Annotated in this window: 22 protein-coding genes, 3 tRNA genes and 1 pseudogene; 13 read left to right on the plus strand and 13 right to left on the minus strand. The window is 48.1% G+C overall.

Annotation, left to right across the window (positions count from 1 at the left end):
* Nucleotides 1–78 precede the first annotated feature (78 nt).
* Both NYE24_RS10980 and NYE24_RS10985 read left to right on the plus strand, forming a co-directional pair.
* Nucleotides 79–1,716: an ABC transporter ATP-binding protein gene (locus NYE24_RS10980; protein WP_342478672.1), complete on the plus strand. Its 1,638-nt coding sequence runs from the start codon at nucleotides 79–81 to the stop codon at nucleotides 1,714–1,716.
* A 7-nt stretch (nucleotides 1,717–1,723) separates the two neighbouring features.
* Nucleotides 1,724–3,310 carry an ABC transporter ATP-binding protein gene (locus NYE24_RS10985; protein WP_342478673.1) on the plus strand — a complete coding sequence of 529 codons (1,587 nt, stop codon included), beginning with the start codon at nucleotides 1,724–1,726 and terminating at the stop codon, nucleotides 3,308–3,310.
* Between the two features lie 124 nt (nucleotides 3,311–3,434).
* On the opposite strand, the gene NYE24_RS10990 is transcribed toward NYE24_RS10985, so the two are convergent.
* The 4 genes from NYE24_RS10990 to NYE24_RS11005 form a co-directional block, all read right to left on the minus strand.
* A complete protein-coding gene (locus NYE24_RS10990; protein ID WP_342478674.1) occupies nucleotides 3,435–3,875 on the minus strand; it encodes a hypothetical protein in 441 nt (146 codons plus the stop codon).
* A gap of 136 nt (nucleotides 3,876–4,011) precedes the next feature.
* A tRNA-Leu gene (locus NYE24_RS10995) sits at nucleotides 4,012–4,097 on the minus strand.
* A gap of 181 nt (nucleotides 4,098–4,278) precedes the next feature.
* Entirely contained in the window at nucleotides 4,279–4,749 is a 471-nt protein-coding gene (locus NYE24_RS11000) for a WGxxGxxG family protein (RefSeq protein ID WP_342478675.1), read from the minus strand.
* A 75-nt stretch (nucleotides 4,750–4,824) separates the two neighbouring features.
* Nucleotides 4,825–5,511, minus strand: coding sequence for a M15 family metallopeptidase (locus NYE24_RS11005; protein WP_342478676.1), 687 nt, complete (start codon nucleotides 5,509–5,511; stop codon nucleotides 4,825–4,827).
* A 179-nt stretch (nucleotides 5,512–5,690) separates the two neighbouring features.
* Between NYE24_RS11005 and NYE24_RS11010 the strand changes: the two genes are divergently transcribed.
* Entirely contained in the window at nucleotides 5,691–5,852 is a 162-nt protein-coding gene (locus NYE24_RS11010) for a hypothetical protein (RefSeq protein WP_342478677.1), read from the plus strand.
* Between the two features lie 6 nt (nucleotides 5,853–5,858).
* Here NYE24_RS11010 and NYE24_RS11015 read toward each other — a convergent pair whose 3' ends face one another.
* Complete coding sequence (locus tag NYE24_RS11015; RefSeq protein WP_342478678.1) at nucleotides 5,859–6,194, minus strand: YolD-like family protein; 336 nt, start codon at nucleotides 6,192–6,194, stop codon at nucleotides 5,859–5,861.
* A gap of 170 nt (nucleotides 6,195–6,364) precedes the next feature.
* Nucleotides 6,365–6,967, minus strand: a complete 603-nt coding sequence (locus NYE24_RS11020; RefSeq protein WP_076154264.1) for a hypothetical protein — start codon at nucleotides 6,965–6,967, stop codon at nucleotides 6,365–6,367.
* A 202-nt stretch (nucleotides 6,968–7,169) separates the two neighbouring features.
* Between NYE24_RS11020 and NYE24_RS11025 the strand changes: the two genes are divergently transcribed.
* On the plus strand, nucleotides 7,170–7,661 hold the full coding sequence (locus tag NYE24_RS11025) for a PH domain-containing protein (protein WP_036699465.1): 492 nt from the start codon (nucleotides 7,170–7,172) through the stop codon (nucleotides 7,659–7,661).
* 18 nt (nucleotides 7,662–7,679) lie between these two features.
* Here NYE24_RS11025 and NYE24_RS11030 read toward each other — a convergent pair whose 3' ends face one another.
* Nucleotides 7,680–9,155: a glycosyl hydrolase gene (locus NYE24_RS11030; RefSeq protein ID WP_342478679.1), complete on the minus strand. Its 1,476-nt coding sequence runs from the start codon at nucleotides 9,153–9,155 to the stop codon at nucleotides 7,680–7,682.
* 162 nt (nucleotides 9,156–9,317) lie between these two features.
* Between NYE24_RS11030 and NYE24_RS11035 the strand changes: the two genes are divergently transcribed.
* The gene (locus NYE24_RS11035; protein WP_036699463.1) at nucleotides 9,318–9,758 is read left to right on the plus strand and encodes a NucA/NucB deoxyribonuclease domain-containing protein; all 441 of its coding nucleotides are present in this window, start codon (nucleotides 9,318–9,320) and stop codon (nucleotides 9,756–9,758) included.
* A gap of 86 nt (nucleotides 9,759–9,844) precedes the next feature.
* On the plus strand, nucleotides 9,845–10,036 hold the full coding sequence (locus NYE24_RS11040; RefSeq protein ID WP_341026256.1) for a hypothetical protein: 192 nt from the start codon (nucleotides 9,845–9,847) through the stop codon (nucleotides 10,034–10,036).
* 47 nt (nucleotides 10,037–10,083) lie between these two features.
* On the opposite strand, the gene NYE24_RS11045 is transcribed toward NYE24_RS11040, so the two are convergent.
* The gene (locus tag NYE24_RS11045; protein ID WP_155991357.1) at nucleotides 10,084–10,239 is read right to left on the minus strand and encodes a hypothetical protein; all 156 of its coding nucleotides are present in this window, start codon (nucleotides 10,237–10,239) and stop codon (nucleotides 10,084–10,086) included.
* Nucleotides 10,240–10,408: 169 nt separating this feature from the next.
* On the opposite strand from NYE24_RS11045, the gene NYE24_RS11050 reads away from it, so the two are divergent.
* From NYE24_RS11050 to NYE24_RS11060, 3 genes are all read left to right on the plus strand, one after another.
* Nucleotides 10,409–10,585, plus strand: a complete 177-nt coding sequence (locus NYE24_RS11050) for a YjfB family protein (RefSeq protein ID WP_076076056.1) — start codon at nucleotides 10,409–10,411, stop codon at nucleotides 10,583–10,585.
* Nucleotides 10,586–10,729: 144 nt separating this feature from the next.
* Nucleotides 10,730–11,272, plus strand: coding sequence for an ImmA/IrrE family metallo-endopeptidase (locus NYE24_RS11055; RefSeq protein WP_036699461.1), 543 nt, complete (start codon nucleotides 10,730–10,732; stop codon nucleotides 11,270–11,272).
* Between the two features lie 69 nt (nucleotides 11,273–11,341).
* The gene (locus NYE24_RS11060) at nucleotides 11,342–11,506 is read left to right on the plus strand and encodes a hypothetical protein (protein WP_156949716.1); all 165 of its coding nucleotides are present in this window, start codon (nucleotides 11,342–11,344) and stop codon (nucleotides 11,504–11,506) included.
* 10 nt (nucleotides 11,507–11,516) lie between these two features.
* Here the strand turns inward: NYE24_RS11060 and NYE24_RS11065 are convergent, their stop codons facing one another.
* Together NYE24_RS11065 and NYE24_RS11070 are read right to left on the minus strand one after the other, a co-directional pair.
* A complete protein-coding gene (locus NYE24_RS11065) occupies nucleotides 11,517–12,320 on the minus strand; it encodes an undecaprenyl-diphosphate phosphatase (RefSeq protein WP_342478680.1) in 804 nt (267 codons plus the stop codon).
* Between the two features lie 135 nt (nucleotides 12,321–12,455).
* On the minus strand, nucleotides 12,456–12,752 hold the full coding sequence (locus NYE24_RS11070; RefSeq protein ID WP_036699459.1) for a hypothetical protein: 297 nt from the start codon (nucleotides 12,750–12,752) through the stop codon (nucleotides 12,456–12,458).
* 97 nt (nucleotides 12,753–12,849) lie between these two features.
* Here NYE24_RS11070 and NYE24_RS11075 point away from each other — a divergent pair, with 97 nt between their 5' ends.
* Entirely contained in the window at nucleotides 12,850–13,053 is a 204-nt protein-coding gene (locus NYE24_RS11075) for a DUF6199 family natural product biosynthesis protein (protein ID WP_036699458.1), read from the plus strand.
* A 443-nt stretch (nucleotides 13,054–13,496) separates the two neighbouring features.
* On the opposite strand, the gene NYE24_RS11080 is transcribed toward NYE24_RS11075, so the two are convergent.
* Nucleotides 13,497–13,802, minus strand: coding sequence for a hypothetical protein (locus tag NYE24_RS11080; RefSeq protein WP_342478681.1), 306 nt, complete (start codon nucleotides 13,800–13,802; stop codon nucleotides 13,497–13,499).
* Between the two features lie 228 nt (nucleotides 13,803–14,030).
* On the opposite strand from NYE24_RS11080, the gene NYE24_RS11085 reads away from it, so the two are divergent.
* From NYE24_RS11085 to NYE24_RS11095, 3 genes and pseudogenes are all read left to right on the plus strand, one after another.
* Nucleotides 14,031–14,555 carry a hypothetical protein gene (locus NYE24_RS11085; RefSeq protein ID WP_342479347.1) on the plus strand — a complete coding sequence of 175 codons (525 nt, stop codon included), beginning with the start codon at nucleotides 14,031–14,033 and terminating at the stop codon, nucleotides 14,553–14,555.
* An 85-nt stretch (nucleotides 14,556–14,640) separates the two neighbouring features.
* Nucleotides 14,641–14,853, plus strand: a pseudogene (locus NYE24_RS11090) (transposase); the annotation flags it as partial.
* A 23-nt stretch (nucleotides 14,854–14,876) separates the two neighbouring features.
* Nucleotides 14,877–15,002: a hypothetical protein gene (locus tag NYE24_RS11095; protein ID WP_342478682.1), complete on the plus strand. Its 126-nt coding sequence runs from the start codon at nucleotides 14,877–14,879 to the stop codon at nucleotides 15,000–15,002.
* Between the two features lie 122 nt (nucleotides 15,003–15,124).
* Here NYE24_RS11095 and NYE24_RS11100 read toward each other — a convergent pair.
* Nucleotides 15,125–15,198, minus strand: a tRNA-Ile gene (locus NYE24_RS11100).
* A gap of 49 nt (nucleotides 15,199–15,247) precedes the next feature.
* Nucleotides 15,248–15,321: transfer RNA gene (locus NYE24_RS11105), tRNA-Met, on the minus strand.
* Nucleotides 15,322–15,353: the final 32 nt, after the last annotated feature.

The following is a 15,353-nucleotide window of genomic DNA, read 5'->3' on the forward strand; positions in this document are numbered from 1 at the left end:
GTATAGGAATAATTGTGAACATAATTCCACCTGCAATAGAATGGTTATATTCCAAAAATGAAAGCGTGTGGTTCCCTGATGACGTTCAACGTTCCGTTTGCAAAACTGATTTGCGGTTTGACGTTACGAAATCTTTTGGCTATTCCGTTTGGTTTGCTGACAGCATTCAAGCTAGCCCATATTTTGGAGGCATCGCTTAAAACCGATTTCAGAGCGTTACAAACCGGGAGTCTTGAGCTCCTTACGATAGTCATCGTGTATTATACAATGGATTACTTTTTTTATTTGCTTTTACAAATCACGGTAGAACGAACAAAAAACCAGTTGAAAATGTCCATGATTCACCATTTCTTGTCACTGGAAATGCTACAGATTGAACGGATGGGCAAAGGCAAGATGATTGAACATCTCTCGAATGACCTGAACGAACTGGCAGATTATAAAACCACAGTGCTCCCCGGCTTGATTAGCGCCTCCGTCACTGCCGTTATATATTCGGGTTATTTCCTGTCAATCAATCCTCTATCCGCTCTGATCCTTGCATTCATAGCCTTACTGCATGTTATTCCGCCAATCGTAATCAGAAAATATATGTATACCCAGTATATGGACACACGGGATATTGAAGCCGAGCTTACTAATCATCTTATATCCGGTTTCAAGGCTTTTCGGATTCTCCAGATCTACTCCTGCCACCATTGGTTTATGCAGCAGCTAATGAAAATTCATAATGAGTACAACGGAATAGGCAGTAAGGCGGAAAAAACGTTAGCTTCGGAGGAAGTGCTGACGAAGGGTGTGGAACACGCCGTCAAATTTGGCACATACGGCATTGTCGGATACCTGATTTGGATAGATGCAATTACGCTGACCAATGGCCTAGCCCTCCTGATGCTGAGCCCCAGCTTTTATTCAGCCGTTAGCACGTTATGCTCACATTTTTCTCAAAGAGCCGTTTATACTGCTGCAAATGAAAGATTAAGTCTATTTCATAAGATCAACGTTACAGAATCAGAATCATCCAATTCTTTGCCTGGTGCTGCAAAAAGGGAGTCTTCTCCCCCATTGTTACTCGAAGTAATGGATGCAAAGGCGGAGATAGACTCAGCTGTAGCTAATCAATCATGGCATTTCCAACTAACGGGGCATGATCATTTGCTGGTACAAGGAAAAAACGGATCAGGCAAATCCACACTTCTGCGGCTGCTGACCAGACAAGTCCCGCTAGCTGAAGGTCAGATCTATTTCCGGGGGACGGAGCTGGCGTCAATACCAGAGGATGAACTTTTCCATGAACTCTCCCTGCTTCCTCAAGAGGATTTGAAGCTATCCATAACACCTATGCAATTATTCAGCCTTTTATATTCAGACCACCCGGACATCCTTCAGAGAACCCTTCAACTGTGCAGCACCCTCAATTTAAATGATGAAAGATTGAGCAAGCATACCATCAGTGAATTGTCGGGAGGAGAACGAAAAAAAGTCTATCTTGCCGCTGCTTTAATGAAACCCTCGGCTTCACTCATTCTTCTGGATGAACCGGATAACTCCCTGGATTACAATTCCAAAGCGGCACTGATGAAATGTTTGCAGGATGACAAACGTGCTTTAATCATAGTCAGCCATGATGATCTGTTCCAAGCAAGCTCAAATCTGGCCATCCAGTTAAATAGAGAACCTACAGAAGGACAAGAAAGGGATCGTACTTATGTCTAGATCACCATTGCTGCAGACCGTATACTTTTTGCGTTGGACGATTGTACTGGGTGTTGTGGAGGGGGCATCCATAGGTGCTCTTTCTGTTTTTATCTACCAAACTATTGGGTCTGTCACCAACGACATCCTCTATGGTTCCCGTTCATTTCCTTCGACATCGTTGATAATGCTGGTCTTGGCTTTGATTACAAGTATCCTGTTAATCCCTTTACTGCAATATGTTAAAAATATCTTGATGTTCCGCAACGCCCTGCAGCATGACCGCTATATCATCAATCAGTTTATTCATAAATCGATACCAGACATACAAAAATTCACTGAAGCTGAGATTCAGTACAGGCTGGAGCAGGACCCTCATGAATACCGGATGGCTATCGTGAGAGTTCTGACGGATCTGCCGGTGGCTCTAATTGTAGGTACTGTTATTTTGACAAAGCTTTTCGAAACCCATATCTGGCTGGCTCTGACTTGCATCTTAGCCGCAGCTACTCCGCTTGCCGCCATTCGTATCACCAAACGGCTCGAAGCTGTGTACAAAATGCAAGTCCGGGATTTTGAGCTGGAACAGCGGAATCTGGAGTTTGACGTCATCAGCGGCGCCGGTTATTTTAAATTGTATGGAATAAAAGATCAATGGATTGCCCTTTTCCGGGATTCTTTCACGAACCACATGAACCACTCGCTAAAAAAGAGTATGCGCATCCTGTATGCTATCCGCAATGTAAGCTTCATCTCATCCTCTTGCGGTAACCTGCTCCTTCTTCTGGTTGGAGCCTGGCTTGCGGCACATCAAGAAATCATGGCTGGAGCCATTATGAGTGCTCTGGGATTATCCGCAAGCCTGACCGATGTGTATCAGAAATTAGCTTCCGCCATCAAAAGCCATGCCCTTTACAAGCAGTTCATGCCAAAAATCAGTGAAATTGCCGCTGACTCTGCTGATTCAGGACAAATCGTGCTATCGGATGACCCGCTGACGCTTGTATGCTACGGTTTGCAATTCGTTTATAGTGAATCAGTCGCACTGCTTGACAACATTAATATCACGATTAAGCCTGGAGAAAAGACGGCGATCGTTGGACCGAACGGTACCGGTAAAACGACTCTCCTACACCTTCTTTCCGGCATGCTGACGCCAGCAGCCGGCAGCATTCTTTTGAACGGAGAAAGTTTATCTGCAATTTCTCCCTCTTCTTATTATCGCCAGATTGCGTATATCGAGCAGGAACCATTTCTGTTTCAGGTCTCACTATTGGACAACATTCAACTGGCAAATCCGGAAGCAGCAGCCGATGAGGTGCTTCAAATTATCAAAGAGGCAGGTTTGTTCGAAATCCATAAGCAAGGTACTGAACCGCAAAGCTGTTCAGGCGGTGAGAAGCAGCGAATTGCTATAGCCCGAGCACTACTGAAAAAGGCTCAGCTGATCTTCATGGATGAGCCGTCTAATCATTTGGATGCCCAGGGTAAAGAGTGGCTTAAAGACATCCTTTCTGCTTCCGATTGTACGATTGTATATGTCTCGCACGATCCGGAGTTTATTACGCTGGCTGACCAGGTGATTCATTTATCGACCACTGGAGCGGCAATCTGAGCTAAGCCGATAGTAACGTGAGACAAATCAAAACACCCCCAAGAGAATGGATCCTTATCGTAAGATAGGGAGAAAATCTTGGAGGTGTTTTTGCACCATAGAAATGAGATTGGCAGGAGTACCGCTAATTACTTATTTGAGCCTCATTTGCTAAGCAATCAATTAATTTAGGTATCAATTCTAACTCGTTAGCTTTCATTGATTCTAAATTAGAAATAATTATTTTTATTAGCTTTATGTTGTACGCCAATATATGCTTTAAATATTGCTGTCTTGTAGTATATGCAAGATCCATAAGTGATTTGAATTGCTGAAAGAGCAACTCAAATATATCTTCACTGATTAGACCACTCTTTCGCATGTAATTCAGTCTCATTAGCATTAGCTTTTTATGTTCATATATCAGATTCAACGGTCTTATGCCAATTTGATTCGTGACAATATTTTTTATTAGATAATCGTATACATCTACTCCATAAACCATATTCGGATCATAGTTACGGCTGGTTACAAGACTTGAAAATGAATCAGAAGCATTAATATAGTCATTTAATTGTCTCTTCACTGATTCTATGTTAAAGCTGAATGATCTATATACATGTGGTTTAATTAATAATATATCATGCTGAAAAGAGCACCCTTAACCTGTATATACAGAAAAGACGCATTCAGCAGAATGCGTCTTTGTCTACTACTATATATGCCGAGGACGGGGGTCGAACCCGTACGGTACTCACGTACCGCAGGATTTTAAGTCCTGTGCGTCTGCCTGTTCCGCCACCCCGGCATGTTGTGTGCGCGTTATACGCGACAAGAGATATAATATCACGTATCCGGGGGATACGCAATTCCTTTTTCCAAATTTTCTTCTGCATAAGCAGCAAATAGCCCGCTCAGCCGAGACTGACACGGGCTTACTGCTTGGCGCTGCTGTTCCTTACTCGCAGAACCGCGGTGCCCTGCTCCGGCTAGTGGCGGTCGCGCTCGCCGGTTCTGCTGCGCATGCCTGCGAGGCCGAGGAGGCCGACAAGTCCGAGCCAGCCCCAGTTAGAGCGGTTGCCGTTGTTGGTGGCTGTGGTGGTGGTGCTCTGTGCCCGGTAGCGGCCCGTTGTATTATTGTTGGACAGCGGGGAGACGGAGCTGTTGTCGCCGGTACGGATTTTGTCCTTCATGATGGATTCGGTCTTATGCATGGAATCTCTGGTCTCGTTCATCAGAGTATTTCCCCGATTATCCATCGTCCGGTCGTCCATATCGCGCATGTTCATATTGCCCATCCGGCCGTCAGTGGTCGTGCTGTTCATGCCCGGAGCGCTGGTGCTCATAACGCCCGGAGTCGTAGTCATCATACCGCCGGGTGCTGCGGAGATGTCACCTGCTCCGAGCAGACTCATGGACAGGACCGTACCGCAGGCAAGACTTGTGATCAGCTTGTTCAAAATGTTGTGCCCCCTTCATGGATGTGGTTAATCGCTGATAATTTCCCCATCCGGCACAGCATCTATGCAGAGAAGTTATTCCTTCACAATGTTCACGGTCTTGCTGGACGCATTATACGTGACTTTGGCTCCAAGCGCTTCGGCAATCGCACGTACAGGCGCATAGGTTACCGCATCGTCCATGACGCCGGTCGTCAGCTTCTTACCATTGAGCGTAATATTTACCGGGATATCCTTGTTCACCTCTGGCTCACCTCCGGTTATGCAGCTTAGTGCGGCTGCACTCTGCTGGGCGGTCGGCCGTCTGCCTGCCTTCAGGTCCTGAATGCTAAGGCCGAAGCTCATCTGCAGATGAGCATAATCCTTGAAGGAGGTCCAGTCCCCGCCCCATTCGAACCCCAGCTGCTTCCCCTCCTGCGCCACCTCTTGCCAGTCTGCCACCTTGTCGCCATCCCCGTCACGGTTCATATCCCAGGATACATTCCTGCCATCCGGCAGCAGCAGCGCGAAGTCTATTGCCAGTCCGTAATTATGGTAGCTGTCGCCTCCCCGGGCATTGGTTACAATGTCGCCCTTCTTAGTTCTCCCTTGAGCATATAGCTCATTCTGCTGCGCTATCGTGCGCATGCCCTGCGTAATGAGGATTGGCACCCCCCGGTTATAACTGCGTCTAATCAGCTCGTTCGCCCCGGCCAGTACAGCCGGATGCAGCTTCGCCAGCCTTGCGGCCGACTTCTGCTTGACCTGCTCCAAAGTAAGCATCTACTCACCCCCTGGTATAGTAAATGCCCGCTTTGACCGGGTTGCTTGCACCAATGACCGTTTTTTTCGCAAAAAGAAGCTATGCATCGCCCGATCACCCCGGATGAACAGTGCACCTATAGGCCAGAATAAGAATGCAGACCTGTCGTCAGGTCATTCTAACGGAAAGGGGGATGAACATGGATATTCACAGCGACAGCTACAGAATAGCCCCGTTTAGCGGCCAGGAGGATGTGGTGGAGGTGATCCGCCAGGCGGAATCGGAGATTGCCCGGATGACCGGGAACCCGGAAGTCACGCTAATTGCCTATGAGAAGACGGACGGACACCGCAGTAAGTAGAATCTGTCAGACAATATATGCCTCCACAATGTCATCTACAAGCAGCCACTTCCATTCCTCCGCCCACTGCAGCTTGAATTCCCGCGAGTGGGTGTGGATGGAGGTCACGAATCCGCTTAGCTTCACCTGTTCCAGAGGACTATACAGCACCAGCGTTACCCGTACATGACTCCGTAGCGATAAGGCCAGCGTATGCTCTATCTCCTCCAGCTTCTGCTCATCCAGCACCGGCCTCAGGCTATGCCAGATCTCCCGTTCGTCTCTCCCTATTCGCCCGATCTGCTCCGGAAGCACCCTCCCGCTGTACTCCCGTTGACGGTTCCCTTCAAGCTTCTTGCCCATTCGCCGTTCCTCCTATTCTTCATGCAGAACATATGTTTGTATTATATCTGTGCTTCAGCAGGTTAGGCAAGCAGAAATTTAGGGAAGCAGGCACAGCAAAAAGACGCCCACAGTTATGCTGTACAGCGTCTTCCTCTGAACCCTTTTACAATAACAAGTCTTGTCTCTGCTTATTTCACTGACGAAGTCCCTGCGCTTCCGGTACCTGGTTCCTGCTTGGCATCTGTGCCTGCATCTGACACGGTTCCTGGTACGGATTGCTCCGGATCGATCAGTCCTGCAGCTTCTCTGGCTTCATTCAGCTTGGAGATGCCGTAGAGCATGGCTACGTCTGCCTGCTGATTCATCGCGTCGAATTCCTCTGCGGTCACATCGGGCGATACTGCGCTCTTGGAAGCCTTCTCCTTGATCTGATAGGCGCTCTGGAAAGCGATCACCGAATCTCTGAGCAGCTTCTCGATCGTATCCGGCAGGCCGCCCGCAATCTTGATATCGTTCACATGATCTGCAAGCTCGGAGGCGGTATCCTGGAAGCTGTCTACAGCCTTCTGAAATTCTTTGTCCGTCGCTTGTCCGGTGGAATAAGAGGTTAGCGTGGTGTTGAAGTTCGCTAGCGAGGATTTGCCCATTTCGTCGAATTTCGAAATTTCATTATAAAAGTTCTGTACTGTCTCCTGCACCACTTCCGGGGAAGCCGGTTCAGCACTGTTATTGCCGCAGGCACTGAGGATCATGACAGCCATTAGCAGTCCTGCAAGTAAAGCTTGTCTCATAGTTAATATCCCTCCACTTAACAGAATAATATCGATTTTTGTTAAGTGCAAATGAAATTAATGTAAAATTCGGCGTAATGAAACATATGTCAGCGGTTAAGCGTATTCATAGGGAGAAAAGGTGGCCAATAACCCAGTTGATGACTGGCAATTCCTGTTATACTATAATGAATTTATCCGTTCAAGGAGAGGAAGATCTATCATGGCTTATTGCACAGCATGTGGTGCGGAATACAAGCAAGGCGCCAAATTCTGCGGGGAATGCGGGGCAGGTACAGATGAGGCCGGTTCTCCGGCAGCAGCACGTCGTCCGGCGGCTGGCCACAGCTCCGGTCCTGAACAAGAATTATGGCAGGGCAAGCCTGCCGGCATCTCTGACCGTCTCAAGGGGCTGATCGGGCTGAATACCACCAAGTATACGATTACGTCCCAGCGGATTATGGTGAAGAGCGGGCTGATCGGCAAGGATGTCGAAGAAATCGAGCTGCTGCGGGTCAATGATTTCTCCGTCACCCAGTCGGTTATGCAGCGTATGCTGGGCATCGGGACGCTGATCATTTTGTCGGATGATGCTTCATCACCACAGCTCCCCTTCTATAGAATCCGTAAGGTTCAATCTGTCAAGGATATCCTGCGCCAAGCCGTGCGTGACGAGAAAATCGCCAACAATATCAGCTACCGCGAGCATATCTGAGGCTTCGTTACACTTTATTCAGGGAAGATAGAGAGCTCCTGCCGGAATTACGCCTTTGGCCTGGCTGGGGCTCTCCCACATCAGTACCGCCCGCGCATCCCCCTGGTTCTCATAGTACTCCACCTTCAGCTCATGCAGCTTCCCCGCAATCAGACTCACTGTGCCTTGCCGCTCCTGCCCGCTCTGCTTGATCCAGCTGTCAATAACCAGCTTCCCGTCGATCCATATCCGGATTCCGTCATCTGAATACGAATAGATCGTGTAGGTCTCACTGTAGGCAGCGCTTATTCGGCCGCTCCAGCGTACCGAGAACAGATCTGCGTGAACAGCCGGATCAGGCGCCGCCTGCCTCCAGGCGAAGTTAATATTGGCATCTGTCCGGGTGAGGGCAGGCGTGCCGGTAAGCGTAATATTGTTGTAATACTGCCCATAGAGGCCCGGTTTGGGGAGTACCCCTCCTGAAGAAGCATACGCCGCCGCTTTGGCCGAATAGTCGTCTCTGGAGAATATGGCACTATTCCTCATAAAAGCCTGAATCACTGCATCCTTATTGCGCTCGTACAGCATCTTGCCCCAGGTCATCTGGTAGCTCCATTTGTTCTGCGGGCCTGCCAGCACAGCTGGCGGAGGAAGCTCCCCGTTCTCGCCGATGGCGATCAGCTTGCCGCGTCCCAGGTCCCAGAGCGTATCATGATGTTCCCCCTTGTAATCACCCTCGAAAATATCCGCCGCCAGCACATCCACTCTGCCGCTGCCCGGATAATACTTGGCCGGCTCCTCACTATTCTTGTTCTTGGCATTCGGACTCCACACCCACAGCAGATTGTGCAGCTGATGATAGACGGTATACCGCTCGAACATGATCTCCCAGAGGGTCACGAAGGAGGATTTCTGCCCCCACCAGAACCAGCCGCCGTTCATCTCGTGGTAAGGTCTCCAGAGGACGGGGACACCGGCGTCATTCAGTTTTTTCAGGAAAACAGCGACCTTATCCAGCTCGGCAATCATCGCCGTATACTCGGTTGTTCCCGGTGTGATGTACTTGCTGAAATTAGCTTCGCTGAGGCTCATGGAGACATTCGTCCAGGCTGGTGCCGTACCCGGCAGGTTGGCATGATAGGTCATCGCTACGATGCCCCTGGCCTTGTGCCAGCGGATCGCACTGTCCGTTACACCCTGCCGCTGACTGCTGATGAGCTTCTCCGTCTGGTTGCTGATCGGCCCCATCTCATAGCCGTGCAGTCCGGCATAACTGCCTGCCGTATTCTTCAGCTTGTTGTTGATATCATCCGGGCTCTCCAGGTAATCATGCTGGCCGCTGATCATTCCCTGGCCCTGCAGCCAGTACAGCGTCTCCAGCAGCTTCCGTGCGGGCGCCCCCATCTCCGCGTCAGCGGGAGACATCTGTATTTTGCGAAAAGCCGCTTGCCACTGCACATCACCAATCAGCCGCGAGGCCGAATCCAGCAGGTCCCTGAGGTTGCGCTGTTCCACATTTTCCACCATCCTTTTCATTGTGTTTGTACATATTATGACGAATTATGGAACTTCAGCACGGCTGCTGCACAGAATTCGGGCTGTCCCAATCCGTTATTCTTACGCTATACTATTCAGGGCACAGGCATTATACCCATACCCACATCCAAAGGAGCAGATATGAAAGCCAAAAAATCCATCATCAGTCTCATTATTATCGCCCTGCTCAGTCTGTCCGCCTACCTGCTGGAGGAGAACGGGCAATGGCTGCCGCAGACCCCTTCCGGTCATTCTTCGGAGATCGTGAAGCTGAAGTTCCCGGCAGACCGCTACCCGGAGACCGCGAGGCACATCCAAAAGGCCATCCGCAAGGGAGAGTCAGCCATCTGTACCATCAACCGCAAGGATGCTGAGGAGAACCGCAAGGCGTCGCTGAAGGGAGTTCCCACCAAGAAAGGCTATGACCGGGACGAATGGCCGATGGCCATGTGTGCGGAAGGCGGAGCCGGGGCCCATATTGAGTACATAACCCCCAGTGATAACCGCGGAGCGGGAAGCTGGGTCGGCAATCAGCTGGAGGCGTTCGCAGACGGTACGCGTGTGGAGTTTATTTTCAAGTAAGCCGGCATGTGGGGGATGTTATTCAATTTCACTGCGATAAAGCGTAGAATGAAATGGGATAATATAACATAGATGGAGAGCCCGATGTGTTCTATATCTGTTATCGGGGCAAACGGCTGTACGGCCCTATGTCCGAAGCTGAAGCCTTACAGGAATGGTTCGCGCTTGCAGGAACAATTAAGGAGCTCTATATCATTGAAACTGATGCAGCTACAGGCAGAATCACACGCCAGATCGGGCCAACGGTCCGTGCTCATAAGAAGAAAAAAAAGAAATAGCCCTATCCGGCACAGGCCGGACAGGGCTACACTGGCTATAGGCTGTTCTAGAACAAACAGGCTTTTGTGATGATAACCAGCAGAATGAACAGAACCAGAATTGCACCTGTCGAAGTCCAAGGGCTTACTACCGGAACGATTGGAGGTCCCTGATTCACTCCACCTACGTTATTTCCACAACCGCAACCATACTCTGCTCCCATGATTAATTCCTCCTCTTGAATATTGAATACAGCACAGAATATGTGGAATTCCGCTCCGTTGCATGGGCCAATTGGCAAAGAAATACCATTCACCTAACGGACAGGCGTCCAGTGGTCGATATAGAGTATGAAGCAATGGCTTCACAACATATGGAGGGAGGAATGCCGGATGGATATTGCTGCATTATCCGTAGTGATGAGCCAGTCATCCTTACAGCAGGCCGCAGGGCTGCAGGTGATGAGCCTTGCCAAGGAGCAGGCGCAGAGCAGCGCCCAGGATATGGTTCAGATGCTGAGTCAGGCCACGCACCCCACCTTGGGAAAAACACTTGATATTCGAGCGTAATTCCTTTATGCTTACATACATAGGAACACCCGTTCCATATTTCAGCCGGTGATGAGTTACGTGCTGAACTGCTGCTTAGCCCTTTCGGGCTTTTCTTTTGGCCAATAACACGAACATACGATCTTATATATGGGGTGATTGATTATGCAAGGCTATTATCAGATGACCGCATTGGAGAAATGGACAGAGGATCTATACCAGCGTATTGGTGTCCGCAAGCCGTCCGACATCTCCATCGATTACATAGCGAACCGGCTCAATATCTGGGTACACTATCTGGATGTCCGCAGCAAGGCGATTGAGGCTACGGCCGGAATGTACAGCATGTTCATCGACAACCGTCTCCCTCCCGAGCTGCAGCGGCTGGAATTCCTTCACGAGCTGTGTCATCTGCTGCGGCATGCCGGCAAGTCTACGCTTATGCCCGGAGTGTTCACGCAGGCACAGAGAGATGAATCCGACCGGTTCATCCTGTATGCCTCCATGCCTTATGTCATGATCTCCGCGAATACGCTGCCCGAACTCCGTGAGGATGCCGTTACCGAACTGGCTGTAGCGTTCCAGGTTCCCGTCCCTCTCGCGCTGCAGCGGATCGACCAGATCCAGAGACGTATTTTTCAGGGGCAATTAATGGCTGTTATGGAACGTAACGAAGACAGAAATATCATCCACAGACATATTCGCTAAGCGCTGCGGGGATAATACAGACTATAGATCAGAACAAGAGATTCTACTGTAAAGGGGATCAAGATCAACGTGGAAGCCCTAAAAGTCATTCAATTATTGCTGACTCATCCTGAATACAGCGTCGATGCTGTTCATCCTGAAATTCCGGATTTTGTGGGTATCGAGACGATTGAAGTGGACCACGTGACCCAGACCTTCTCCATCCTGCTCCAGGAGCCTAAGGAATACGACTGAGTGCAGGATTCTACAGGATAACAATTACATAGAACAGCCCTGCTAACACGAACCGGTACAGCGCGAACCATTCCAGTCGAAGCCGCTTGATCATCTTGATGAACGTGACTACTGCAATCATGGCTACGAGGAAGGACGTCACGAACCCGATCAGCATGAGCACAAGATCATCCGAATTCAGCGCATTCCGGCTGTCATAGAGGTCCAGGAGGCTGGCTCCGAACATTACTGGTACTGAAATCAGGAAGGTGAAGTCCGCAGCGGCTTTCTGGCTGGTTCCCAGCAGCAGGCCCCCTGAGATCGTCGAGCCGGATCTTGAGAACCCGGGCCACAGCGCCAGACACTGGAACAGCCCGATGCCGAAGGCTTGGGTATAATTAAGCCCGTCTACCGTCTCTGACGTAACGGATCTCCTGCTGCGTGCAGCGAAGATCATCAATAGTCCACCGGCAATCAGACCAATGAGAACCGGCTTGGGGCCGAATAACTGGCTCTTGATCGTGTCTTTGAAGAGCAGATACACCACTAGTGCCGGAACCATAGCCAGGATCATGTGGATGGCATTCAGTCCCTTGCTCTTGGAGAAATCCAGCTTCAGCATATTCATCCCGATGTTCACATACTTTTTCCAATACAGCAGCAATACAGCCATTACCGCACCTAACTGGATTACGATTTTGAAGGTAACCGCACCCTCCCCCTCGAAGTCCAGCAGATCCCCTGCAAGGATAAGGTGCCCGGTAGACGAGACCGGCAAGAATTCAGTCAACCCCTCAATAATCCCTAATAGTATTGCTTTGATAGCTTCAGTCACTGGTGAATAACCCCTCTCGGAAGTGAATCAATATATTTCCAGTATAAGAGGCAGAAACGGAATTCCCCATCGAATGAGCTAACAATATAGGGGGTGGTGTGACATAATTGTCATGTGGGACTGGACTCTCTTTAATTAGTGGTTTGGGGGACGTTCCTGTGATTTACGTGATACCCATGATAACCCCCACTCTATGATCAGGCCAAAGGCTAACCAGGAGACAAAATGAATGCCATACAGAATGTACTGGAAAGCTTGCTCATTCTCCATAGAAGAATTCAGGTTTGTTAATTCGGGGTTAAAGATTAGGAGCAAGGGACTGGTTAAGAACAGCAATAAGTTCTTGTCGTCTTCTCCTGACAGATTATAGAGACAGACCAGCGAAGACAACACAGGTAGCCAGAAACTTAGTTTTTTGAATATCGTCTTCATAAATGACCTCCTTCTTGTCAAAATCATACTTCCCGCATCCAGAAATATGCAACTTCATGCAATGGGCTTTCGTAAATGGATAAAGGAGCTGGTAAAAATGGTTGTTATTTTCGCTGTTATTTTCGTATTGATTGCAGTATTGAATATCTTCTTCCCGGCCATGGGCTGGCGTATGCGTTACGGCTGGATGGTAAAAGGCGACTCCGGCCCCAGTGAAGCCTACCTCATTATGAGCAGAATCACCAGCGTGATCGTTCTAATTATCTTTTTCTTGTTCTTTTTGCCTTCTATGTTTGGTTAGATGTGTATTCTTCCATAAGCATCCCTCCTTAGTTGGTATATATTGTATAATTATAAAATAATGTATTTGAAAGGTAAAATAATGAAAAATAATACCAAATGGTTTGTTTACATATGTTGGTTCGGGGCTCTTGCTATTAATATTCGGTTGTTAATACGATCTTTTTCAAACAATGAGCCTGTATACTCTAATGTAGTTGGTGTGACTTTATTGGTAATTGCTATTATTAGCTTACATTTCAGTGAGAAAGCTAAAGAACAAAAGAATGGAAGTAAGAAGCATTAAAAATTAAAACCCTTAATAATTATGAACACAATTATTTAGATTTTGCGAACGCTATAAAATAACCCTTCTGGCTTAAGCCAGAAGGGTTTATTATTCGCAAGTATTTGAGAACAGCTTATAAAAGGCCATTTAAAGACATAAAAGTCATCCTAAGGTGCTTAATTAAATTTTTCAACTAACAATTTTTTAATTCCATCAAGTAAAGGTAATTTCTCACCTGAACTATTGAAACTAGGCAATGAATCCCGGATATCATCAATTTCTTCTTCGCTAATATCAACACAGCGGCCTTGAATCAATATCCTCCATACCAAAGGATATTCATTTATTTGTTCTACATTAGGTTTTAATCCCTGGCGAGCTCTTAGTTCAACCATAAGTGAGTTCAATGCACTAGTTATGTTTACTTTTTTCTCAACATGAACATCAAATGCCTTTTTTATTTTTTCATCCCAATCATCCATTTCATAAACCTCCCTTCGACATCATATTTCGTCATCCAGCAAGTTTTTTCCTTCACGCACTTCGCCCTAGAAGAAAACTGTACAGTTCCTTCCTAAAGCCTATATAAAAAGTCTTTGCACTTAGCTGGCTACTGAGGCGAATCTTTTAAGTGCCGCTGCTGCTTCTTTTTTCACTGTCAATATTCCTGCTCCATGTCTATATGTGCATCAGCCAAGCAGCCCTATCGATTGACCCCGACGATTACACCTATAGAAGGTACAGAAAAAGTAGTACCTTTGAGTGAAGATGAATTTTACCAGGAAGTAGCAGAATATAATGTAGCACAAAATGAAAAACAAACTCTGCCAAAGTTAAGAATGATAAAACAACAAGAAGTAAACATTCAAAATTCAAGCGTAGATTATGTTACTGACGATGGCTATATGAAATATACTATGCAAGCTTTTAAAGTGGGGACAAATGATTATCAGCTTAACCTACGATTTGAATGGGTAATAAGTCCCTCTCAAAGAGGAATTGATATCTTAGCACTAGGACATGGTCCGCAGTTAGTACAGTCTGGAAATCAGAGCAATGTCATATTCACAGCTGCATATGATGCAGTTAGTAGCGGGCAAACGTTTACTGGGCTGCCTATCCCTCGTGAAAATACAGTTGCTGATCCTGGCGGCACAGCAATTACCTTTGAACTTCCAACTTTGGCGGTAGAGAGGCTGGCTCTCCACATATTTTTGGGTCATGACATGCGCTAGAATAGAAGGCGAAGCCAGACTGCCGGAATAGACCGATTTCGGCATGGGGGCCGTAACGATGGGCGTCTAAATCGCTTCGCGTTCACACCGCCAGGAGCAACAGTTTTCCCGGCTCGGGCTGACACTCTCGCGGCAGACCATGGCGAATTGGATGATGTATGGGGCAGATCAGTGGCTGACGACGCTGCAGGTGCTGCGTGAGCCAGGAAAGTCCGCTGAGTCGCAGTCGTACCTGTGGTTGTACTGGACCGGATGCAGTGGACCGCCCATTGTGCTTTATGAATACTGCAGGACGCGTGGGTTGCCGCCGAACGCCTGGACATGACTCCAGCGATGTTCAATGAGAAGTACTCACATCTGCTCCCGATCATGCAGGAAGAAGCCGTTGACAGAATTGAAAATGAACTCAATAAATTCGCAGAAAAGCAGCTTGAACCTGTGGAATAAAAGTCTCCGTTAGCAAATCCGTTAGCAAGCTATAAAATATGGCCTTTCCCCACTCAAGCATATTCGCTCCTATGAGCCTATAAACAGCAAAAAACCCTTACAAAGTAAGGGTTTGAGTGAAGTGGGCCCTACAGGACTCGAACCTGTGACCAATCGGTTATGAGCCGACCGCTCTAACCAACTGAGCTAAGGGCCCGGACTAGGATATCCGTATTATACGAGTGCTGTCCGGTGTAATAAGGTAATTGCGGGGGCAGGATTTGAACCTGCGGCCTTCGGGTTATGAGCCCGACGAGCTACCGGGCTGCTCCACCCCGCGTCAGTTAATAATTATTTAAACAGCGACAATAG

The organism is Paenibacillus sp. FSL H7-0350 (assembly GCF_038593195.1).
Lineage (GTDB): Bacteria > Bacillota > Bacilli > Paenibacillales > Paenibacillaceae > Paenibacillus_AQ.